Origin of the sequence: Corynebacterium breve (assembly GCF_030252165.1) — a bacterium.
Lineage (GTDB): Bacteria > Actinomycetota > Actinomycetes > Mycobacteriales > Mycobacteriaceae > Corynebacterium > Corynebacterium breve.
Genome location: NZ_CP126969.1, coordinates 1,080,691 through 1,100,238, shown reverse-complemented (window position 1 = coordinate 1,100,238; position 19,548 = coordinate 1,080,691). Strand labels below are relative to the sequence as shown.

Here is a 19,548-nt window from a genome sequence, read left to right as displayed (position 1 = left end):
AAGCGGGCAATTTCCTGATTTTGAGCTCACTGTTGCGTACTATTGAGATTATGACCACTCCTGAATCTCTCGCACAGATCGGCGTCGTTGGCCTCGCAGTCATGGGGTCCAACCTCGCTCGCAACTTCGCATCCCGCGGCCACAAGGTCGCCGTTTACAATCGCACGTTTGCCAAGACCCAGCAATTCATGGATGACTTCGCAGACACCGGCGATTTCGTCGCTGGTGAAACCATCGAAGAGTTCGTCGCCTCGCTTGAAAAGCCGCGTAAGGCCATCATCATGGTCCAGGCAGGAAAAGCCACCGACGCTGTCATTGACCAGCTCGCAGAAGCCATGGACGACGGCGACATCATCATCGACGGTGGCAACGCACTTTTCAACGACACCATTCGCCGCGAGAAGGAGGTTGCCGAACGCAACCGCCACTTCGTCGGCGCGGGCATCTCCGGCGGCGAAGAAGGCGCGCTTAAAGGGCCATCGATCATGCCTGGCGGACCGAAAGAATCTTGGGAGACCCTGGGCCCTCTGCTCGAGTCGATTGCGGCCCGTGCAGACGACGGTACCCCGTGCGTTACTCACGTTGGCCCAGACGGTGCTGGCCACTTTGTCAAGATGGTTCACAACGGCATCGAGTATGCAGACATGCAGGTCATCGGCGAGGCGTACCAATTGCTACGTTTCGGTGCCGGTTTGACTCCGGCCGAGATCGCCGACATCTTCGCGGAGTGGAACAAGGGCGACTTGAACTCCTACCTCATCGAGATCACTGTCGAAGTGCTTCGCCAAGTTGATGCGGAGACAGGTAAGCCGCTGGTAGATGTCATCCTTGACGCCGCTGGCCAGAAGGGCACCGGACGCTGGACCGTGAAGGAAGCTCTCGATCTAGGTATCCCTACGACTGGCATCGGCGAGGCCGTTTTCGCCCGCGCACTCTCCTCTTCCTTGGATCAACGCGCGGCAGCGCAGGGCAACCTTCCAACGGGAGCCCTGCAGACCTTCGACGATCTGGGAATTTCCAAAGACGACTTTATCGAGGAAGTTCGAAAGGCCCTGTACGCCTCCAAGCTTGTTGCATACGCACAGGGCTTCGACGAGATCAAGGCTGGTTCCGCTGAATACAACTGGGGCATCAACCCCGGCGACATGGCGATGATTTGGCGTAACGGCTGCATCATCCGCGCCGTATTCCTCGAGCGCATCAAGGAAGCCTACGACAACAACCCAGAGTTGGCCTCGCTCCTGCTCGATCCGTACTTCAACGGCGAGCTCAAGGATCTCATGGACTCGTGGCGAAACGTCGTCGTTTACGCAACCCGTCTGGGTCTCCCAGCACCAGTGTTCACCTCTTCCCTGTCCTACTACGATTCGTTGCGTGCAGAGCGCCTGCCTGCCGCGATCGTCCAGGGCCAGCGCGACTTCTTCGGTGCGCATACCTACAAGCGCATCGACAAAGAAGGCACTTTCCACACTCAGTGGTCAGGCGACCGCTCTGAGATTGAAGCCTAAGGTCTGATTGCTTCACGACGAAGGCGCCCTACGGATTCCGTTGGGCGCCTTTTCTATCGCTCGTATCCGATAGACTCACTGGTAATTCTTTTGTGTCAGTCGCAGGGACGAGTACAGTTCAAATAATGACAACTTTCGCCGATCTTGGCTTGCCACGCCCCATCGTCACAGTTTTGGGCAAACAGGGCATCACAGAGCCGTTTCCGATTCAGGAAGCAGCGATCCCTGATGCGTTGGCCGGGCGTGACGTTCTAGGCCGCGGCCCGACTGGATCTGGCAAGACGTTCACCTTTGGACTCCCAATGCTGGCCCAGCTAGCAGGCAGGCCCTCAAGGCCAGGACACCCCCGTGGTTTGGTGCTTTCACCGACGCGCGAGCTGGCAACTCAAACCAGAGAACGACTAGAGGATGCGGCCGCCGCACTCGGATTGCGTGTTCTTGACATCGTCGGTGGAGTCAACATAAACAATCACATCCGTTCGCTTGCCGCCCCAGTAGATCTGCTCGTGGCAACACCTGGACGAGCAGAAGACTTAATTAACCAGCGTAAGCTTTTCCTGGATCAGGTCGAGATCACCGCTATCGACGAAGCCGACCAGATGGCGGATATGGGATTTTTGCCGCAGGTAAGAAAACTCATGGATCGAACGCCGAAAGACGGCCAGCGGCTATTGTTTTCTGCAACGCTTGACGGAGACGTCGACAAGCTCGTTCAGCGCTACATGAATGCCCCGGTCACTCACTCCACTGCGCCAGTGGAGGCCGCCGTCGACACCATGGAGCACTATCGACTCCTCGTTGGTGGCCGTGAGCAGCGCAACGACATTGTCATGCGTATCGGTGCTCGCGAGGGCAAGACCATCATGTTTATGCGCACCAAGCATGGCGTAGACCGCCAGGTAAAGAAGCTGCGCCGCGAAGGCATTCACGCACAAGGGATTCACGGCGATAAGGGCCAGGGCGCGCGTACCCGGGCGTTGGAAGGATTCTCTGATGGATCGTCACCAGTTCTCGTAGCTACAGACATTGCAGCTCGTGGCATCGATATCGACGATGTCTCACTCGTAGTACACGTTGATCCGCCGGCAGAGCACAAGGCGTATCTTCATCGCGCTGGACGTACTGCACGCGCGGGCACCTCGGGAACCGTGGTTACCTTGGTCATGGATGAGCAGGAAAAGGAAGTCGAAACGCTGCTTAATAAAGCTGGAGTGAAGGCACGCGCTATCCAAGTAACGCCAGAATCAGACGCTTTAGCTAAGATAACGGGAGCGCGAAAACCTCAAGGTTCACCGCTTCCTCCTCCCGGGCAGGCGACACAGCCCACCAAGAATCGCTCACAGGGCAATTCACGTGGTTCAGCGTCGAGGTCAAACCGTGGCAGGGGCACCGGGCGTCCGAAAGCCGGACGTCGCAGCAACTCAAGGAAGAACGGACGCTAGACCACAGCTCACCTGAAGTGGCGTCGTATAGCTCATGGACATAGTCTTATCCATCGTTTCGCTGATCGGCTTCATTTTGCTGACAGCGTCGACAGGTCTGTTCGTTGCGATTGAATTCGCCCTTACTGGCCTCGAGCGCTCCACCATTGACCAACACGTCAACGAGAAAAATGATCGTCGCGCCCGGGCGGTGCAACGTGACTACCAGAACCTCTCCTTTGTGTTGTCTGGTGCTCAGCTCGGAATCACGGTGACCACGTTGGCTACCGGGTTCTTGGCAGAGCCAGTACTTTCTGAGTACTTCACGCCCCTGTTAGAACTTGTGGGGTTGTCGGAAACAGCTTCCAGTGCCGTCGCTTTGGTCCTGGCATTGATCGTGGCGACATTCCTGTCGATGGTGTTCGGAGAGTTGGTTCCAAAGAACTGGGCCATTACGAATCCCCTCGGAGTGGCACGGTTCGTCGTTCCGCCGGTCAACGCCTTCAACGTGGTGCTTAAGTGGTTCATCAAAGCCATGAATGCCTCTGCAAACTGGTTTGTGCGCAAGCTTGGTTTCCAACCTTCCGACGAACCGGCTTCTGCTCGTTCACCGGAAGAACTCGGTGCATTGGTGCGTAACTCAGCGCAGTCCGGAGGATTGGATGCCTCAACCGCTCGCATGCTAGATCGTTCCCTCCGCTTTGGAGAGACTACCGCCGAAGAATTTATGACTCCCCGGGCAACAATCAACTCCCTTGACGTCGAAGACACAGTATCGGAGCTCATTGCACTGGCACGAGAAACCGGCCACTCGCGCTTCCCAGTTCGACGCGGCGACCTCGACGAGACCGTCGGGGTGGTGCACATCAAAGATGCCTTTTCCATCCCGCGCGATGAGCGGGCCACCACCACCTTGGACTCGATTGCGAAGTCTGTCCCCTACGTCCCTGGGACTCTCGACGGCGACTCGGTGCTCAATCGCGTCCGCTCCGCGGGATCGCAGGTAATCATGGTTGCCGACGAATACGGAGGCACTCAAGGCCTAGTTACCATCGAAGACGTTGTTGAAGAGATTCTTGGCGAAGTTTACGACGAGTATGACGACATAGAATCCGAGCGCGACTTCCAGCGTTTTGGTTCCTCCTGGGAGATCTCGGGCCTGGTGCGCCTAGACGAGCTTCCTCAGCGCATAGGTTATACAGCTCCAGACGGCCCTTTTGAAACCCTTGGCGGCTTGATTATGGCAACGAAGGGATCGATTCCCAATGTTGGCGACGTGGTTTTGCTCCCCCAAACCGAAAACGATGCAATGGAGGAGTTTGAGTCCGGCATCCGCGGACGCTGGATCGCGCGAGTAACTGTGATGGATGATCGCCGCGTTGACCGAGCGATCCTCACACCTATTTCCGATGAGGACGCGAAGGAGTATCAGTCGTGAGTATTTGGCTTACTATCTTGCTGATCGCCTTGCTGCTCCTAGCCAATGCTTTCTTCGTCGCGGCCGAGTTTTCCTTAATCTCTTCTCGACGCGACCGACTCGATTCCCTAGTGGCCCAAGGTCAGGCGGGCGCCAAGCGCGTCATCAATGCCACCGAGCATTTATCAATTTATCTAGCGGGAGCGCAGTTTGGCATCACCATCTGTTCGCTGATCCTAGGTAAAGTCGCCGAACCTGCCGTTGCACACTTTTTGGAAGAACCATTTCTGTCGTGGGGCATTTCTCCCGAGCTGATTCACCCGATTTCTTTCGTGCTGGCTTTGGCAATCATCACCTACCTGCACATTCTGTTCGGCGAGATGGTTCCGAAGAATATCGCGATCTCTGGTCCGGAATCACTCGCGATGTGGCTGACCCCAGCTATGGACGTCTGGGTGAAACTCACCGGCCCGATCATCCGTTTCCTCAACTGGATTGCGCGCATCACCCTGCGTGCCGTGGGCGTGGAACAAAAGGATGAACTTGATTCCACGGTGGACGAGGTTCAGCTCGCATCGATGATTCAGGAATCCAGCCAAGAAGGTCTTCTCGATGCTGAAGAAACCGCTCGCCTTGCAAAAGCCTTAGACACTGACTCTTTGAGTTTGAAAGACGTCTTGATCCCTATGGAACAAGTGCGCAGCGTAGAAAATCGCCCAGGCGGCATCCCGATGTCCGACCTCGAAGAGGCTGTCCGCGAGACCGGCTTTTCCCGCTTCCCTGTTTCTGGCACCGCAGGCGCATTGTTGGGCTATATCCACGTCAAGGATGTACTCGACCTTCTCGAATCCGATGAAGCTAACGTAAGAATTCCGCTCAAACGCATTCGACCGCTGAGCATTGTTGAAGGCACCGGGACTCTCGACGAGGCCCTGACATCAATGCACCGTCGCAGCGCACACATGGCGCAGGTCCGTCTAGGCGGAGAACTCGTAGGCATCATTGCACTCGAAGACCTTATCGAAGAATACGTTGGCACCGTGACAGACTGGACCCACGAAAACAGCGTCGAAGAAGCATAGATCGTGCTTCTTTCTCGACAGGCTTGGCAGACCGAGCAAGAGGTGCACCACGCTCGAGCAGCTCAATGGGTTGAGCCTCACTTAGAGCGACGGCGAAGAGGCGAGAAGCACGCGGTGTGGGACTTTCTTTTCGACTATTACCGGCTTCGGCCGAACCACCTGTACAAATGGCACCCCGGGGTTGGACGCAGCATGGCAGACGCCAGTGAGGCTCCACAGGCGCACTGGCGGGACTATCTTTTAAGCGAGGATGGCACCGTCACGTTCGATGCACAAGGCTTTGTTGAACGGCGCTACCACGGCATAGAAGAAATCCACCTACTTCTTTCCAAGACGATTCATCGCACCCCTCAGTTTGACTGTTTTGGCCTGCACGAATGGGCAATGGTGTACCACGACGAAGCGCCACGGCATGATCTTCCGCTTCGGCTAGGCCCAGCGGGGACGGATGCGGTCGTCGACAAGCATCGTTTGAAGTGCACTCATTATGATGCTTACCGATTCTTTACTAAGCCTGCTCTGCCTTTGAACCTCACTGTGTTGAAGAGGGAGACTCAGGCAGTTAACGATCAGCCCGGGTGTGTCCACGTGAGCATGGATCTGTATAAATGGGCGGTCAAAATGGGACCGTTAGTGCCTGGAGATCTACTGTTGGATTGTTTCGAGCTGGCAGTACAGGCTCGAAAGTTGGACATGGAGGCTTCTCCGTACGACTGTCGCGCCCTCGGGTTCGAGGTGGTGCCGATTGAAACGCCGGAAGGTAAGACCGAGTACGTTCACCGCCAGCGTAAATTAACTCGGCAAGCAACACGCCTGCGCGAGCGCTTATTAAATCTCCTAGATAGCGACCTTTTCCAGATAGGATAGGTCAAGGATCTATCACACTTTAGTGGGAGGCAGCATGGGTCGCCACAGCGATGGGAAGAACAACTACAAGTTGGCCGCCAACGCGGTCACATTCTTGGTCGGGCTACTAGTACTAGGTCTAGTGGCTGTCTGGTTTTTCTTCCTCCGCAATGACGGACCAGTTCAACCAGTTGAGGCGCAATGCGTCTCAGGTGAGCTCAACGTGCCAGTGGCAGCTGCCAACACACCGCTGGCACAGCAGCTTATCGACGATTGGTCGGACACAAACCCAGTCGTTCGAGATTATTGTGCCCAGCCAGTACTGGTTGACGATGTAGCCTCGGCCGCGGTCTACCTCGGTCCGAATAACCCGGTAACCACCAAACAGCTTGAAAAGGCAGAACGATCAAGTGCAACTGGCGATCCGCAGCCGGTCCACACCGTCACCGCTGGCTTGTGGGGCAAAAGCACAATCAGCGAACCATCGTCTATCCCCGCTACGGACGTTTCCTACGAAAACGATCCTTCTGTTAATGCGATCGTGGCTTCTACCTTGACCGACACCGCTCAAGATGCCGCGAAAGCCCTTCGCACCGGCAAGGGCGAGTACGTTGCCGGGATTGAATCGGACAACATCGAGGGCTCTACTTTCACCGAGCTTCCCGAAGCACGGCTGACTTATGCGGCCTTCCCACTCAACGCCGGTGGCAGTATCAATGAGGACCAAGCTAGAGCGGGTGCAGCCTTTGCCAAATTCGCTGCAGAGGGTTTTGAGGGAGAGGTTGCACAGCCCGAGATCAAAGATGCGGTCTGGACCGCCGCTAGCGAACAACGCGGCAACCGGCCGACAGAATCCTCCCCTGCGCCACAGGCTACGGCTAAGGCGGATACGCTTTTCCTCCTAGATACTTCAACCAGCATGGAGCCGTATTCCCAGGCGGCTGCACAATCCATTGGAAAGGCTGCGAACGACCTCATCGACAGCGGAAACCAGGTAGCCCTGTGGAACTACTCCTCTCCCCTGACGCCAGGTGTGACAAAGGGGTGGCGCTCAAATGTCCAGTTCACAGAGGAGAAGGACGCAGTGGCTAATCGCGTTGCGGTTCTGCAAAACGATGGCCAATCACATACGCGTGAAGCTGTTGAGGCAGCGGCCGACCTCGTCGCAGAGTATGACGGTGACTACAGGATCGTTCTGATTTCAGGCGGGTATGACGATACCGCAGGCGACGATGCTGCATTCAAGGCACGCATGCAACCACTATTGGATAAAGATGTCGAGGTGTCCGTAGTGGCTGTCGGAAACCAGCCAGTTGATCCGGCGCTTGAAGAGATCGCCACGCTCGTCGTCAAGGCTCCTGCAAGTGGCGATATAGAAAAGTCGGTACTTCAGGCAGCCGGGCTGTAGTAGGAAATATCACAAGGAAAAGTAAAACCACCCGCTCTCCCCTTCATCGGGGCTAGCGGGTGGTTTTCTTTGCGCTACTTCAACACCAAGAGTTAATTACGAGGACTTGCGACGACGTCGTGCCGCTAGCTCGTCGATACCGACGACATTCTCGTCTTCGTGGACGATACGTTCCGACGGGAAGGAAGAGATCGTGCCAGTAAGTTCCTTCATGATGCCTGGAACAGCAATACCGAACACACCCTGGCCTCCGCCGAGGAGGTCGATAACTTCGTCGGCACTGCGGCACTCATAGACGGTGGTGCCATCGGAAACAAGGGTGATCTCGGCAATGTCATTGACGCCGCGGTCACGTAATTTGTCCACTGCAAGGCGGATGTTCTGCAGCGAGATACCGGTATCTAGCAGGCGCTTAACGATCTTCAGGACGAGGATGTCCTTAAAAGAGTAGAGGCGCTGGGAGCCGGAACCCTTTGCGCCACGAATGGATGGCTTTACCAAGTCGGTGCGAGCCCAGTAGTCAAGCTGGCGGTAGGTAATGCCGGCAACTTGGCAGGCGATTGGGACACGGTAGCCCACCTCGTCGGATGGGCCGAGATCGAACAAGGACTCCTGAACTGGTTGATCGATCGCGTCGTCGTGATCGAAAGAGTTTGTGGTCACGTAATTACTCCAATGGTGTTTAAAAGTGCGCGTATAAGGCTATTAAATGTCAACCTTAGACTTTGGTCAAGCCCTAGCGCGCGTAACACGCCGAACTCTAACCCTCAAGTTGAAGTTTAGACTTAAATCTCATCCTTGTCATCTTCTACCCCATTGGAACCATCTGTAACATCTGTATCATCCGTGCCCTGCAGGTCAATGGCGATATCACTTGCATCGACACCCATCGAACGCATCAATGACGCAAAATCTGCATCAGCTTTTGCGTCGCCGCTCGCCGATGTTTCTTCTTCATTGTTGGTCTCTGGGAGATCTAGGCCGAAGAACTCATGAGCGTCGGATTCTGAGATCCACATCGAAGCTTGATTGAGCACCGCCTCGTCTGCATCCACCAAGAGATTAAGCTTGCTGGCTAGAATCAGTGCGTCGGAAAGCCGAGCGTCGTACTCTTCCCCATCTTCGAGTTCAACGGTGGCAACGAAAGTACCGTTGTAGTAGCTGGAGATCTCGATTGATTTCACTCCAGAAGTGGATCGTTCAATGATTTCCGTCAAGAGATCATGACTGTCGGGGCGATCCGGATCCCACTCGGCATCCGCGACTGCTAAACGAGAGCCCTCCACTGGCGGCAACCAAACTGGGATAATCCGACCCCGTTCTTCCCAACGCAGCAATGCGCAAAGAAAGTTTTCTGGGCCGAGAGTGTGAACACCGTAGTATGCCAATGGGACTGTAGTCATAGTGACCTAGTCTACTCGGAGGCACAATGGCCCCGTCTTAGTCCAGCTGGTCGCGCAGTTCTTTCTTAACCAGGGAGGCGTGCAGTGAGACGACGAGCGCGGTCAACTGCTGGCCAAGCTCCTCAGCCTGTTGCTTCGCGGTAGCTTTATGTGACTTCGCGATTGGGCTAGCTACTTGCGCGATCAAGTCCGCCTGGCGAGATGCCATTGTGCGCAATGACTTCAAGTGGCGCAGATCAAATCCGAATTCTTGAAGTGCCAAAGCGGTAGTCACGATGCGAACGTCGTCTGGGTTGTACAGCCCAGAGCCATCTGGTGAGATGACACCGACCTTGGTGAGCTCAGCGACTGTGCCCAAGTCAGTGTTTGCCTGGTCGGCAACATCGACATCGGTTAGACGCGTAGGAGCAGGCGCACGAAAGTTGTCTGCCGAAATAATCGGCTCGGCATCTGCCGCACTGAGCACAGCAGTAACTTGCCCGGAGTCCATCGCTTCAAGTTGTTCGCGGATGACTTTCAGCGGCAGGTAGTTATCGCGCTGGGTAACCAGAATATAGCGCAACCGATCGACATCATCTTCAGTAAAACGACGATAGCCAGAGTCCGTACGCTGAGGCGTGATCAAACCTTCGGATTCGAGGAAGCGGATCTTAGAAACGGTAACGTCGGGAAATTCGCCCCGCAGTCGTTCGATGACGACACCAATAGACATGGTCTTCTTACCAGTCCGGGGTGCCGACTGGCGCTGCTGGATCTTGCGAATTGCGCTCACGGGATGTCTCTAGCTCTACTACTTCTCAAACGGTTGGACAGGGATCACGGAATACTTATTGCAGAATCAACCATGGAAATCTTGATTCTAGACATAATGCAGCAGCCACCCGAACTTGGGTGGTCGCTGCACAATTGTCTCTTTAGAATCTACTGCTCACCAGTGATGAAAACCAAGCGGAACTTGCCGATCTGGATCTCGTCGCCAGAAGACAGAGTCTGGGAATTACGTGGCTCACGGTTCACGTAGGTGCCGTTCAGGGAGCCCACATCGACTACTTCAAATTCGCCCTCATTGCGACGGAACTCTGCGTGACGACGAGACACAGTGACATCATCCAAGAAGATGTCAGCTTCTGGGTGGCGGCCTGCCGTGGTCGTGTCCTGGTCTAGAAGGAAGCGGGCACCAGCATTGGGACCACGCTTTACGACGACAAGTGCTGCGCCCTCAGGCAGGTTTTCAACACCTTGGGTGGTGGAGGCGGAACTTGCACCGTTCTCCATTTCCTTCAGCAAGTCGGCACGAAAAACCGATGTGGTTTCTACCTGTGCTTCCGGAGTTCCGGTGTTCTCGCTCATTTCTACTCCTGACGATTATCTGTGGACTAACGCTTACACCAATCATAGCGATATTCGATGCCCTCGTGCCTGAAGCAACACAATTCAACATCTAGTGGGGGTAAATCACCTGAACATATTGGCGATTCCCGAAACGACTGAGTTTCCGCCTCCTGCCAGCGGGTTATCTGAAACCATGTAGGTCCACGTAGCGCTTGGACGCTTCCAGCCGGCATCTTCCAAATGGGCACCTTGGGAATCGATTTCTACCCGCTGATAAGTCTCTACAGCCTGGTCCACTGCGCGCTGTGCGAGATCTTTGAACTCGCGGACCGCGATGCGGTGAAACTCGTCAATCGGTGTTTCTCGGGCGATGGCTCGCAGGTGAATAGATTCACGAACATCGTCCATCATCGCGAGGTGTTCCGACCACTCCGCATCCAAATGGAAGAGCATTATGTCTCGTGCTGCTTGGGTCAGGACGTCGTCGTCAAGCCCTTCTAGCGCGGCGGTGCGCTCTGGTGCGCGCTGCGACAGCTCTTGGAGAGCTTGGTCAGAATCAAGAAGACGTGCTCGTCGCTGGTCGAGAATATCTCGCTGATCGGCAAGAAGCTGATTGTATTTCCAGGTTTGCGAGTGGATCTCAAGCAGCTGCCCCTCGGTAACGCGCTGGCAGTGCTCCACGAAATCCTTGACGCGCTTTGAATCCACGCGACCCGTCGCGTCGGGATTGACGGTGAGTTCAGTGTCTGCGCCACCACTTGTGACGATGTCATCGTCAAGAGAAACGAAGAACAGGCTCAACCCAGGGTCGCCCTGACGGCCTGCTCGTCCCCGGAGCTGATTGTCCAGACGTGAGGTGCGGTGGCGGGCGGTGCCAATTACGGCCAGACCTCCAAGCTCCGCGACCTGGTCATGGTCAGCCTCGTCCGCACCACCTAAACGGATATCCGTTCCTCGACCAGCCATCTGCGTAGAAACCGTCACGCGTCCAAGGTCACCTGCTTCGGCGATAATGCGCGCCTCTTCGGCGTCATTCTTGGCGTTGAGCACGTTAACGTTGATGCCACGTTCTTCCAGTACCTCGGCTAGCGCTTCAGACTCAGCAACATCGTGCGTGCCAACGAGTACAGGCTGTCCAGTTTCATGAATGTGCGCGATCTCCTCCACTATGGCGTGGTTCTTATCCTCCATCGTTGCGTAGATCCGGTCCGCCTCGTCGAACCGCTTGAGCTCTTTAGCACGATCGATGACCGACACATGAAGGTCGTAGAACTGGCGCAGCTGGTCCGTTGCTTCAACTGCGGTGCCCGTCATGCCACACACCATTGGGTAGCGGCGCATTAATGCCTGAAGAGTAATGGAATCAAGGATGCGTCCGCCCTCGGAGACTTCGAGTCCCTCCTTCGCCTCTACCGCCGCTTGCAAACCATCTGGCCAACGCTGCAGCTCAGCTACGCGGCCGCGAGAGCCGTCCACCAAAGCAACCTTGCCGTCCGAAACAATGTAATGCACATCCCGCAGCAACAATGCCTTTGCGTGCAGCGCCAGATTCACTCGCACCAATGTCGAACCAATGTGCTCATCCGAATACAACGAATCAATGCGAAGTCGCTTTTCGACGATCCGTGCGCCCTCGTCTGTTAGAAAGACGTTGCGACCCTCCGCGTCGATTGTGTAGTGCTCGGTTTCTTCCAGATGTGCCACCACATCGGTAATCATGCCGGTGGACTGCACCGCGGATTCGGAACCTGCAAGCACGAGTGGGACGAGAGCTTCGTCGACAAGCACGCTGTCGGCTTCGTCAACGATAGCGACATCTGCTGGCACCTGAACTGTTTGCGAGCGGTTCGTAATCTGGTTGTCTCGCAGATGGTCGAAACCAATTTCTGTCACAGGGGCGTAGATTACGTCGCTTTGGTAGGCGACGACGCGTTGGTCGCGAGTAGATTTCTCGGTGACGGGGGCAACGCTGAGGCCGAAAAATTCGACGAGTGGGCGCATCCACTCTGCGTCACGCTCGGCGAGATAATTATTCACGGTGATCAGGTGGACGCGCTTACCGGTCAAAGCAAATCCGGTGGCAGCCATAGCGCCGACAAGAGTTTTACCCTCGCCCGTGGCCATCTGGATCACATCGCCTTCAAGCAACCGCAGCACGGCTTGATTCTGCACGTTGAAAGGGGTCATTCCGAGTGTGCGGGACGAAGCGATGCTCAATAGCGCTAGGAACTCGGCCTTATCGGTGATCTCGCCATCTTTGACAAGCGCTCGGGCTCGCGTGGAGAGCTCGTGGTTTTCTAACTCTTCGAGCGATTCGAGCTGGGCATGAGCGGCGTCGACAATGCCTTTGGACTTTTTGGTGTTGCGCTCGCTGGTGGCGCCCATGGCTTTCCAGAACCAATCGAATGCTCCCATGTGACCGAAGTCCTTCCTTCACGTCCGTAGTGTTTCCTACCGACTTTACGTCAGTTGCGTTTACGTCAAATTCACACCTCGCCTATTGTGGAGTGAAGCCCGTTCGTCGTTCATCGGAGGTCCAGCGCGATGCAGTCAGTTAACGTCAAATTTCCATCATCCACTGGCGTGGAATTGGCAGCCACGATTGATCAACCCGATGCACCGGCTACCGCTTATGCGGTGTTCGCCCACTGCTTCGCTGGGTCCCGCCACACTCCTGGCGCATCGCGCATTTCGAAGCGCCTTACCGAACACGGCATTGCAACACTGCGATTCGACTTCCCCGGCCTCGGACAGTCCGGGGGCGAATTTGCGGACACCTCATTCTCACAAAACGTCGACGACGTCGAGGCAGCAGTCCAATGGCTAACTCAGAACTACAAGGCTCCTCAGTTATTGATCGGACACTCCCTTGGCGGTGCCGCGGTGTTGCGTGCGGCCGCGGAGAAGAACCTCCCAACGGTAAAAGCGGTGGCCACCGTTGGCGCACCATTCGATCCGGCGCACTCAGTTCTGCACTACGCAGACAAAATCAGTGAGGCAGATGAAAACGGCGCAGTCACCGTGACACTTGGCGGAAAGGACCTTGTCATTTCCCGCGACTTCCTCGAAGACCTCGCGGTAACCAACCCGGAGACCTACCTGCCAAAACTGCGCAAAGCGCTGCTTTTGCTTCACTCCCCCATCGATCAGACCGTGGGCATTGAAAACGCGCAAACTATTTTCCAGTTGACCCGCTACCCGAAAAGCCTCTTGAGCTTAGACAAAGCCGATCACCTAGTCACGCGCCAGGGGGCCGCGCAACGAGCAGCAGACATGATTGGCGCGTGGGTCCAGCACTACATCAAACCTGAATTCGAGCCAGAAGAAACTCACGACGACCACGCCATCTCCTTCACCGCCCGTGGAACTCGCTACGGCGATGTCGTGCGCACCTCTGGGCGTGCAATTACCACCGATCGCCCGAAAAACGCCGGGGGCAAGGGTCAAGGTGTAACCGCGAAGGGACTTTTTATGGGTTCAATCGCCGCATCCACGTCTCAGTCTATTCGCGAAGCAGCAAAGGGCATGAAGCTTGATGACGTCCGCGTCGAAGTCACCCACATCACGGGGGCTACCTTTGAACGCAAAATCTCCCTGATTGGTGATCTCACTGAGGCGCAGCGCAACTCGCTGATTGAGGCTGTTAAAACCTCAGAGGCTGATGAGATCCTGCGCAAACACAAGGTTGTGACGGTCCTGCGATGATCTGCCCGTGTGGAACCGGCCTCACGTTCAACGAGTGTTGCGAGAAGTACCACCGAGGTGCCAATGCGCCGACCGCGGAGGCACTCATGCGCTCGCGGTTTAGCGCTTTTGTCACAAAAGACGAAGACTATCTTTTGCGCACGTGGGATCCGGCAACGCGCCCCGAGCACCTAGACCTTAGCGATTCCCCCGTGGAGTTTCTCCGGCTCAACATCATCGATAAAGCCAAGGGCGGGCTTTTCGACGACACCGGTGTAGTCGAATTTGAGGCCTTCTATAGAGGAGGCTCCCAACGCGAACGCTCGACTTTTCGGCGCCTTGATGACCGTACCTGGGTTTATAGCGACGGGGATGTTTCCTAGGCTTCTACTCTACTGGCCGAAGGCAATTGGCAAACGCGGATCACAGTGTTGTAACCTATCTGGAGTTGCATAGCGCAGCGGACGGGCTGTGGCGCAGTTTGGTAGCGCACCACACTGGGGGTGTGGGGGTCGCAGGTTCAAATCCTGTCAGTCCGACAATCTTTACAGGCTGGGATAATCCCAGCCTGTTTTTGTTGTCTCATTTATGGCCACATTTCCAAGAGTTTGGTAATAGTTTTTCGTTTTACACAGAAACTACCAATCTTTTGTCTATATTTACTTTGTCAAGTTTCCCAATATAGAAGGCTACGAAATGTCATTTGATCCCAATTTCACTGCAGGATTTCCCTCCGCGACACAGCCAAAGAAGAAGCGCATTCCAGGTACTGCCTTCAAGTTGACCATGGGTGTTGGTACGCTTCTAGTCCTATTGACAGCATGCGGAACGGATGGGGATCAGACAGCCTCCCAGCCACCTACAGCAACCGTGACGGCTACCATCACCAAGATTTCCACCTCCGCGACAACGAAAGCTACCACTATTATCAGTACCGTCACCACGGAGATTGAACCGACATCCGTGCAATCGGAGGAACCGGCACCCGACCCAACGCCGACTTCCGAACAGGCACCCGCCCCAGAACCTGCAGCTGCCGAAAACAACCAGCAACTCGGATTCTTCGCACCGCCCGCCCCGGCGCCGGCGCCAGAACCTGCTCCGGCCCCCGCACCACAATCCACCTACTACGCAAACTGCGCTGCGGCGCGTGCTGCAGGAGTGGCCCCTCTCTACACAGGCAGCCCAGGATACCGCTCTGGGTTGGACCGAGATGGCGACGGCATCGCTTGCGAATAGCTTGGACAACTCCGGTTAGTTCGTTCATAGCTACACTCGGTTTATGACTGAATCTACCTACACTCTTCCTCCGTGCCCGGAGTGCGCCAGCACCTACACCTATGAGATGGATCCCCTACTCGTCTGCCCAGAGTGCGCTAACGAGTGGGATCCTAGTGTCACAGCGGAATCTACAGAATCAGAATCGCTTGCGATCAAAGACGCCGTCGGCAATGTACTTGCAGACGGCGACGACGTGACGGTCGTAAAGACTGTCAAGGTCAAAGGGGCAGCGCAGCCCATTAAACCTGGCACGAAGGTACGCGGTATCCGAGTCCTAGACACTACCGACGAACACAATATTGACTGTAAGGTCGAAGGCTTTGGCGCTATGACCTTGAAGTCTTCAATCGTACGCAAGGCGTAGCTGGTTCTATCCCAGGAACGCCTTATCCGAAAGAGTTGCGCCCTTAATCTTGGTAAATTCGCCGAGCAGGTCGTGAACTGTGAGGCGGGACTTCACTTCTTCGTCAGCTTCGTAGACGATCTTGCCTTCGTGCATCATAACCAAGCGATTGCCAAGTCGGATCGCTTGTTCCATATTGTGCGTCACCATCAAGGTGGTCAGGCCACCGTCTTCGACAATCTTGTGGGTCAATTCAGTCACCAGCCCTGCACGCTGCGGGTCCAGGGCGGCGGTGTGTTCGTCGAGAAGCATGATCTTTGGCTTAGTAAAACCAGCCATTAAAAGACTAAGTGCCTGTCGCTGTCCGCCGGAGAGCAAACCGACCTTGTGGGTCAGGCGGTTTTCAAGGCCCAATTCCAAGGAAGCAAGTTCGGTGCGGAAGTCCTCACGTAACTTGCCGTTGAGGGCGGGTGCTAGTCCGCGGCGTTGGCCTCGTCGATAAGCAAGCGAGAGGTTCTCCTCGATTGTCAGGTTCGGAGCAGTACCTGCAAGCGGGTCTTGGAAAACACGCCCGATGTACTTCGCGCGGGTGTGCTCCTTCATGCGGGTCAAGTCGGTGCCGTCGATATTGACACTGCCGGAATCAGGTCGCAGACGGCCCGACACCAAATTCAGCAGCGTTGACTTGCCAGCACCGTTCGAACCGATGATGGAAACAAAGTCGCCGGGAGCCAAAGCGAGGTCAACACCATCAAGTGCGACGCGCTCGTTGGCGGTGCCTGGGAAAAAGGTCTTGTGCAAATTAGTGATCTTAAGCATTTATGCCGCCACCTTCACTTTCTTCTTTGCAGTACCGCGACCATTCACCCTCAATTTCGGAATCAGCAGCGCCGCGACGACCAGCACCGCCGAAACGAGCTTCATATCGTTCGGGTCGAGACCGATTTGCAGAGCGAAGAAGATGATGAGGCGGTACAAGACGGCACCGACGATCACAGCGACGATGGCTTGCAGAACCCAACGCTGACCAACGATCGCTTGACCGAGAATGACAGACGCGAGGCCGACGACGATCAGTCCAATGCCCATCGAGATATCCGCAAAACCTTGGAACTGTGCGACAAGAGCGCCGCATGCGCCGACTAGGCCGTTGGATAGGGCGAGAGTCAAGATCTTGGTGTTGTCGGTTGACACACCAAAGGAGGTGATCATAGCGCCATTGTCGCCGGTGGCGCGGATCGCAAGGCCGAGGTTGGTGGTAAGAAACCAGAAGATTACCAAGCCGAGAACGAGGACTACGACACCCAACAGGCCGACTCCAGCCCAGTTGCCAAGCAGACCTGCATCACGCAAAGGCGTAAAGATGGTGTCTTGACGCAAGAGTGGAATATTCGCCCCACCCATGATGCGCAAGTTAATGGACCACAGGCCAATTTGCGTCAAGATACCAGCCAAGAGTCCGTCGATTCCACCTTTGGTGTGCAGCAAGCCAGTGATCACACCGGCAAGAAAGCCTGCGACGAAACCCATGAGCGTTGCAGCGATGGGATTCCAACCCGCAAGGAGCAACACGGCAGCGGTTGCGCCGCCGGTGGTGAAACTACCGTCAACGGTCAAGTCGGCGAAGTTGAGGATGCGAAAAGTGAGATAGACCCCTAGGGCCATAACCCCGTAGATGATACCTAGTTCTAGGGCGCCGATCATACGGTTTCGGCCTCGTCCAAAATCTCCTGTGGGATGGTGATGCCCTGGCGTTCAGCCGCCTCTTCGTTGACGTAGTAGGTGAACTCGGTCGCGGTCTCCACAGCCACTTCGCCCGGATCAGCGCCCTCTTCCAAAATACGGATGGCCATTTCACCGGTCTGGCGGCCAAGCTCGAAATAGTCGATGCCGATGGTCGCTGCAGCGCCACCTTCCACGGTGCCGGCTTCAGCAGCAATCACCGGGATGGATTTCGCCTCAGCAGCTTGGACCAGGGAGGAAATGCCGGATACGACCATGTTGTCAGTGGGCACGTAGAAGGCATCTACATCGCCAATCGCCTCAACGGCCTGTGGGATCTCGGTAACGTTGGTAACGGTTTGGGTCACGATCTCAATACCACGGCCCTCCGCTTCCTTCTTCGCAGCGTCGACCTGCACCTGCGAGTTGACCTCGCCGGAAGCGTAGACGATGCCTACGCGCTTGGTATCTGGGACCAGTTCTTGAAGTAGATCTAGCTGGTCAGCAATCGGAGTGATATCGGAAGTACCGGTAGCATTTCCACCTGGAGCTTCGAGCGAATCTACTAGCTGCGCTTCAACTGGGTCTGTCACAGCGGTGAACAATACGGGCTCAGTGGTGATGTTCTGCACTGTTGCCTGGGCCGCAGGAGTAGCTACCGCAAGAACGAGATCCAGTTTGCTTCCAGCCATCTGTTGTGCGATGGTCAGCGCGGTAGCTTGTTCGCCGTTGGCGTTCTGCTCGTCCCAGTTGACCTCAATACCAGCGTCGTCGAATGCTGCTTTGAAGCCGGCGGATGCTTCGTCAAGTGCTGGGTGCTGAACCAGCTGGTTGATGCCGATATCGTAGGAGCCTTCGCCTGCAGCGGTGTCGGACGACTCGGAGCAGCCAGCGAGGACGAGCGCAGCCGCTGTCACGAGTCCGGTGACTGTACGGGCACGGAGAGACCAGCGCTTGGATGTGGAACTCATCATGGTGTTAGACCTTTCACATTCATCGGTCTCCGGGACTATCCCGGATTTTGAGATGAGATTACCCTGACACCAGCTTGCTTAGACTATTTTTCACATCAATGCGCTGGTACAACTACCCCTGAGGTACCCCTGAGCGTCTCACCCTTTGGGAATCCTCACGTTGAGAACACTCGGTGACACACGAACGGAGAATCCTGTCACCTGACCAATTTGATCCCCGTCGACTTCGAACACCTCTGGATGCGAGAAAATTACGTCGAATTGCGCTCCTTGCATATAGCGCATTCCGTCGGTGTCGCGGTCTGGTGTCAGTCTCAGCCCACGTCCCCGTTTGACCGTGCTCCACAGTTTGTCTGCTGTTTGCGCAACAATCTGCCCGAAGATGAGCACCCAACCCACCGGCCCCTTGGGGCGCATGACCACCACATCAATTCTGCCGTCGTCGGGCAGCGCATCAGGCATCAGAGTGAGGTTGTTCACCAGCTCGCCACAGTTGCCCACGATCACACTGTGCGCACGTGCGGTGCGCCAGCGCCCTCTGTCAATGCGGCGCAACAGCTTGACACGGTTTCCGCCCCTGAGCGATTTCAAAATAGCCACACCATATGCCGCGAAACCGAATTTCTTTTTCAGGCGATCGTCTGTATTCGCGATCATCTGTGCGTCAATCCCGATTCCCGCCATCACAACGAACGGGATCTCTTCGGAGCTGGTGTCAGGATAATCGACCAATGCGTAACACATGTCGATGACCCGCTCAGTCCCCTGCAGCGCGGTACGCATCGCTGCTTCAGGCAGCAAACTCAGCTTCAGGTTCCTCGCTAGAAGGTTCCCAGTGCCTACTGGCACAATTCCCAAGCTTGTCGACGACCCCGCCACCGCAGAGGCCACCAGGCGTACAGTGCCGTCACCGCCGCATGCGACGACTACATCGGCCCCCTCTTCGACGGCTGCCTTCGCTTGAGAGAATCCAGGATCGGCCTCCGTTGTTTCCTTCCACTCAATCTGCGTGTACGAGCCACGATACTTTTCCGCGTACATTTCCAACTGGCCCACGTCAACTTTGACAGGGTTGTAGACAATGACGGCTTTTCTTGCGGAGATCGGAAGGTTCACACCTCAAATGG

Annotated in this window: 19 protein-coding genes and 1 tRNA gene; 11 read left to right on the top strand and 9 right to left on the bottom strand. The window is 55.8% G+C overall.

Features of this window, described 5'->3' with window-relative positions:
* The first annotated feature begins 50 nt into the window (after positions 1-50).
* The 6 genes from gndA (at position 51) to QP027_RS05355 (ending at position 7,682) form a co-directional block, all read left to right on the top strand.
* Positions 51-1,508 carry an NADP-dependent phosphogluconate dehydrogenase gene (gndA, locus tag QP027_RS05380; RefSeq protein ID WP_284826600.1) on the top strand — a complete coding sequence of 486 codons (1,458 nt, stop codon included), beginning with the start codon at positions 51-53 and terminating at the stop codon, positions 1,506-1,508.
* Positions 1,509-1,633: 125 nt separating this feature from the next.
* The gene (locus tag QP027_RS05375) at positions 1,634-2,950 is read left to right on the top strand and encodes a DEAD/DEAH box helicase (protein ID WP_284826598.1); all 1,317 of its coding nucleotides are present in this window, start codon (positions 1,634-1,636) and stop codon (positions 2,948-2,950) included.
* Between the two features lie 34 nt (positions 2,951-2,984).
* Positions 2,985-4,367: a hemolysin family protein gene (locus tag QP027_RS05370; RefSeq protein WP_284826596.1), complete on the top strand. Its 1,383-nt coding sequence runs from the start codon at positions 2,985-2,987 to the stop codon at positions 4,365-4,367.
* Positions 4,364-5,428, top strand: coding sequence for a hemolysin family protein (locus tag QP027_RS05365; protein WP_284826594.1), 1,065 nt, complete (start codon positions 4,364-4,366; stop codon positions 5,426-5,428). The genes QP027_RS05370 and QP027_RS05365 overlap by 4 nt, the downstream gene beginning before the upstream one ends.
* Complete coding sequence (locus tag QP027_RS05360) at positions 5,429-6,295, top strand: 3-methyladenine DNA glycosylase (RefSeq protein ID WP_432418621.1); 867 nt, start codon at positions 5,429-5,431, stop codon at positions 6,293-6,295.
* 34 nt (positions 6,296-6,329) lie between these two features.
* Complete coding sequence (locus QP027_RS05355) at positions 6,330-7,682, top strand: vWA domain-containing protein (protein WP_284826591.1); 1,353 nt, start codon at positions 6,330-6,332, stop codon at positions 7,680-7,682.
* Between the two features lie 96 nt (positions 7,683-7,778).
* Here the strand turns inward: QP027_RS05355 and QP027_RS05350 are convergent, their stop codons facing one another.
* The 5 genes from QP027_RS05350 to secA2 form a co-directional block, all read right to left on the bottom strand.
* Positions 7,779-8,345, bottom strand: a complete 567-nt coding sequence (locus QP027_RS05350) for a MerR family transcriptional regulator (protein ID WP_284826589.1) — start codon at positions 8,343-8,345, stop codon at positions 7,779-7,781.
* A 122-nt stretch (positions 8,346-8,467) separates the two neighbouring features.
* Complete coding sequence (locus QP027_RS05345; RefSeq protein WP_284826588.1) at positions 8,468-9,085, bottom strand: bifunctional nuclease family protein; 618 nt, start codon at positions 9,083-9,085, stop codon at positions 8,468-8,470.
* A gap of 37 nt (positions 9,086-9,122) precedes the next feature.
* A complete protein-coding gene (gene ftsR, locus QP027_RS05340; RefSeq protein ID WP_284826936.1) occupies positions 9,123-9,797 on the bottom strand; it encodes a transcriptional regulator FtsR in 675 nt (224 codons plus the stop codon).
* Between the two features lie 209 nt (positions 9,798-10,006).
* Positions 10,007-10,435 carry an oxoglutarate dehydrogenase inhibitor Odhl gene (odhI, locus tag QP027_RS05335; RefSeq protein ID WP_284826587.1) on the bottom strand — a complete coding sequence of 143 codons (429 nt, stop codon included), beginning with the start codon at positions 10,433-10,435 and terminating at the stop codon, positions 10,007-10,009.
* A 105-nt stretch (positions 10,436-10,540) separates the two neighbouring features.
* Positions 10,541-12,832, bottom strand: a complete 2,292-nt coding sequence (gene secA2 / locus QP027_RS05330) for an accessory Sec system translocase SecA2 (protein ID WP_284826586.1) — start codon at positions 12,830-12,832, stop codon at positions 10,541-10,543.
* A 129-nt stretch (positions 12,833-12,961) separates the two neighbouring features.
* Between secA2 and QP027_RS05325 the strand changes: the two genes are divergently transcribed.
* The 5 genes from QP027_RS05325 (at position 12,962) to QP027_RS05305 (ending at position 15,746) form a co-directional block, all read left to right on the top strand.
* Entirely contained in the window at positions 12,962-14,122 is a 1,161-nt protein-coding gene (locus QP027_RS05325) for a bifunctional alpha/beta hydrolase/OsmC family protein (protein WP_284826584.1), read from the top strand.
* Positions 14,119-14,484: a YchJ family protein gene (locus QP027_RS05320; protein WP_284826582.1), complete on the top strand. Its 366-nt coding sequence runs from the start codon at positions 14,119-14,121 to the stop codon at positions 14,482-14,484. The genes QP027_RS05325 and QP027_RS05320 overlap by 4 nt, the downstream gene beginning before the upstream one ends.
* A gap of 82 nt (positions 14,485-14,566) precedes the next feature.
* A tRNA-Pro gene (locus QP027_RS05315) sits at positions 14,567-14,640 on the top strand.
* 157 nt (positions 14,641-14,797) lie between these two features.
* Complete coding sequence (locus tag QP027_RS05310) at positions 14,798-15,340, top strand: excalibur calcium-binding domain-containing protein (protein ID WP_284826581.1); 543 nt, start codon at positions 14,798-14,800, stop codon at positions 15,338-15,340.
* Positions 15,341-15,383: 43 nt separating this feature from the next.
* Complete coding sequence (locus QP027_RS05305; RefSeq protein ID WP_284826579.1) at positions 15,384-15,746, top strand: zinc ribbon domain-containing protein YjdM; 363 nt, start codon at positions 15,384-15,386, stop codon at positions 15,744-15,746.
* A gap of 6 nt (positions 15,747-15,752) precedes the next feature.
* Here the strand turns inward: QP027_RS05305 and QP027_RS05300 are convergent, their stop codons facing one another.
* The 4 genes from QP027_RS05300 to QP027_RS05285 all read right to left on the bottom strand — a co-directional run bounded on the left by QP027_RS05300 (position 15,753) and on the right by QP027_RS05285 (position 19,537).
* Positions 15,753-16,544: an ABC transporter ATP-binding protein gene (locus tag QP027_RS05300; RefSeq protein WP_284826578.1), complete on the bottom strand. Its 792-nt coding sequence runs from the start codon at positions 16,542-16,544 to the stop codon at positions 15,753-15,755.
* The gene (locus QP027_RS05295) at positions 16,545-17,429 is read right to left on the bottom strand and encodes an ABC transporter permease (RefSeq protein WP_284826577.1); all 885 of its coding nucleotides are present in this window, start codon (positions 17,427-17,429) and stop codon (positions 16,545-16,547) included. It abuts the gene before it with no gap.
* Positions 17,426-18,418 (bottom strand): ABC transporter substrate-binding protein, encoded by a 993-nt coding sequence (locus QP027_RS05290; RefSeq protein ID WP_284826934.1) that lies wholly within the window; start codon positions 18,416-18,418, stop codon positions 17,426-17,428. Before QP027_RS05290 ends, QP027_RS05295 begins: the two co-directional genes overlap by 4 nt.
* Positions 18,419-18,559: 141 nt before the next feature.
* Positions 18,560-19,537: a diacylglycerol/lipid kinase family protein gene (locus tag QP027_RS05285; RefSeq protein ID WP_284826576.1), complete on the bottom strand. Its 978-nt coding sequence runs from the start codon at positions 19,535-19,537 to the stop codon at positions 18,560-18,562.
* Between the last annotated feature and the right edge of the window lie 11 nt (positions 19,538-19,548).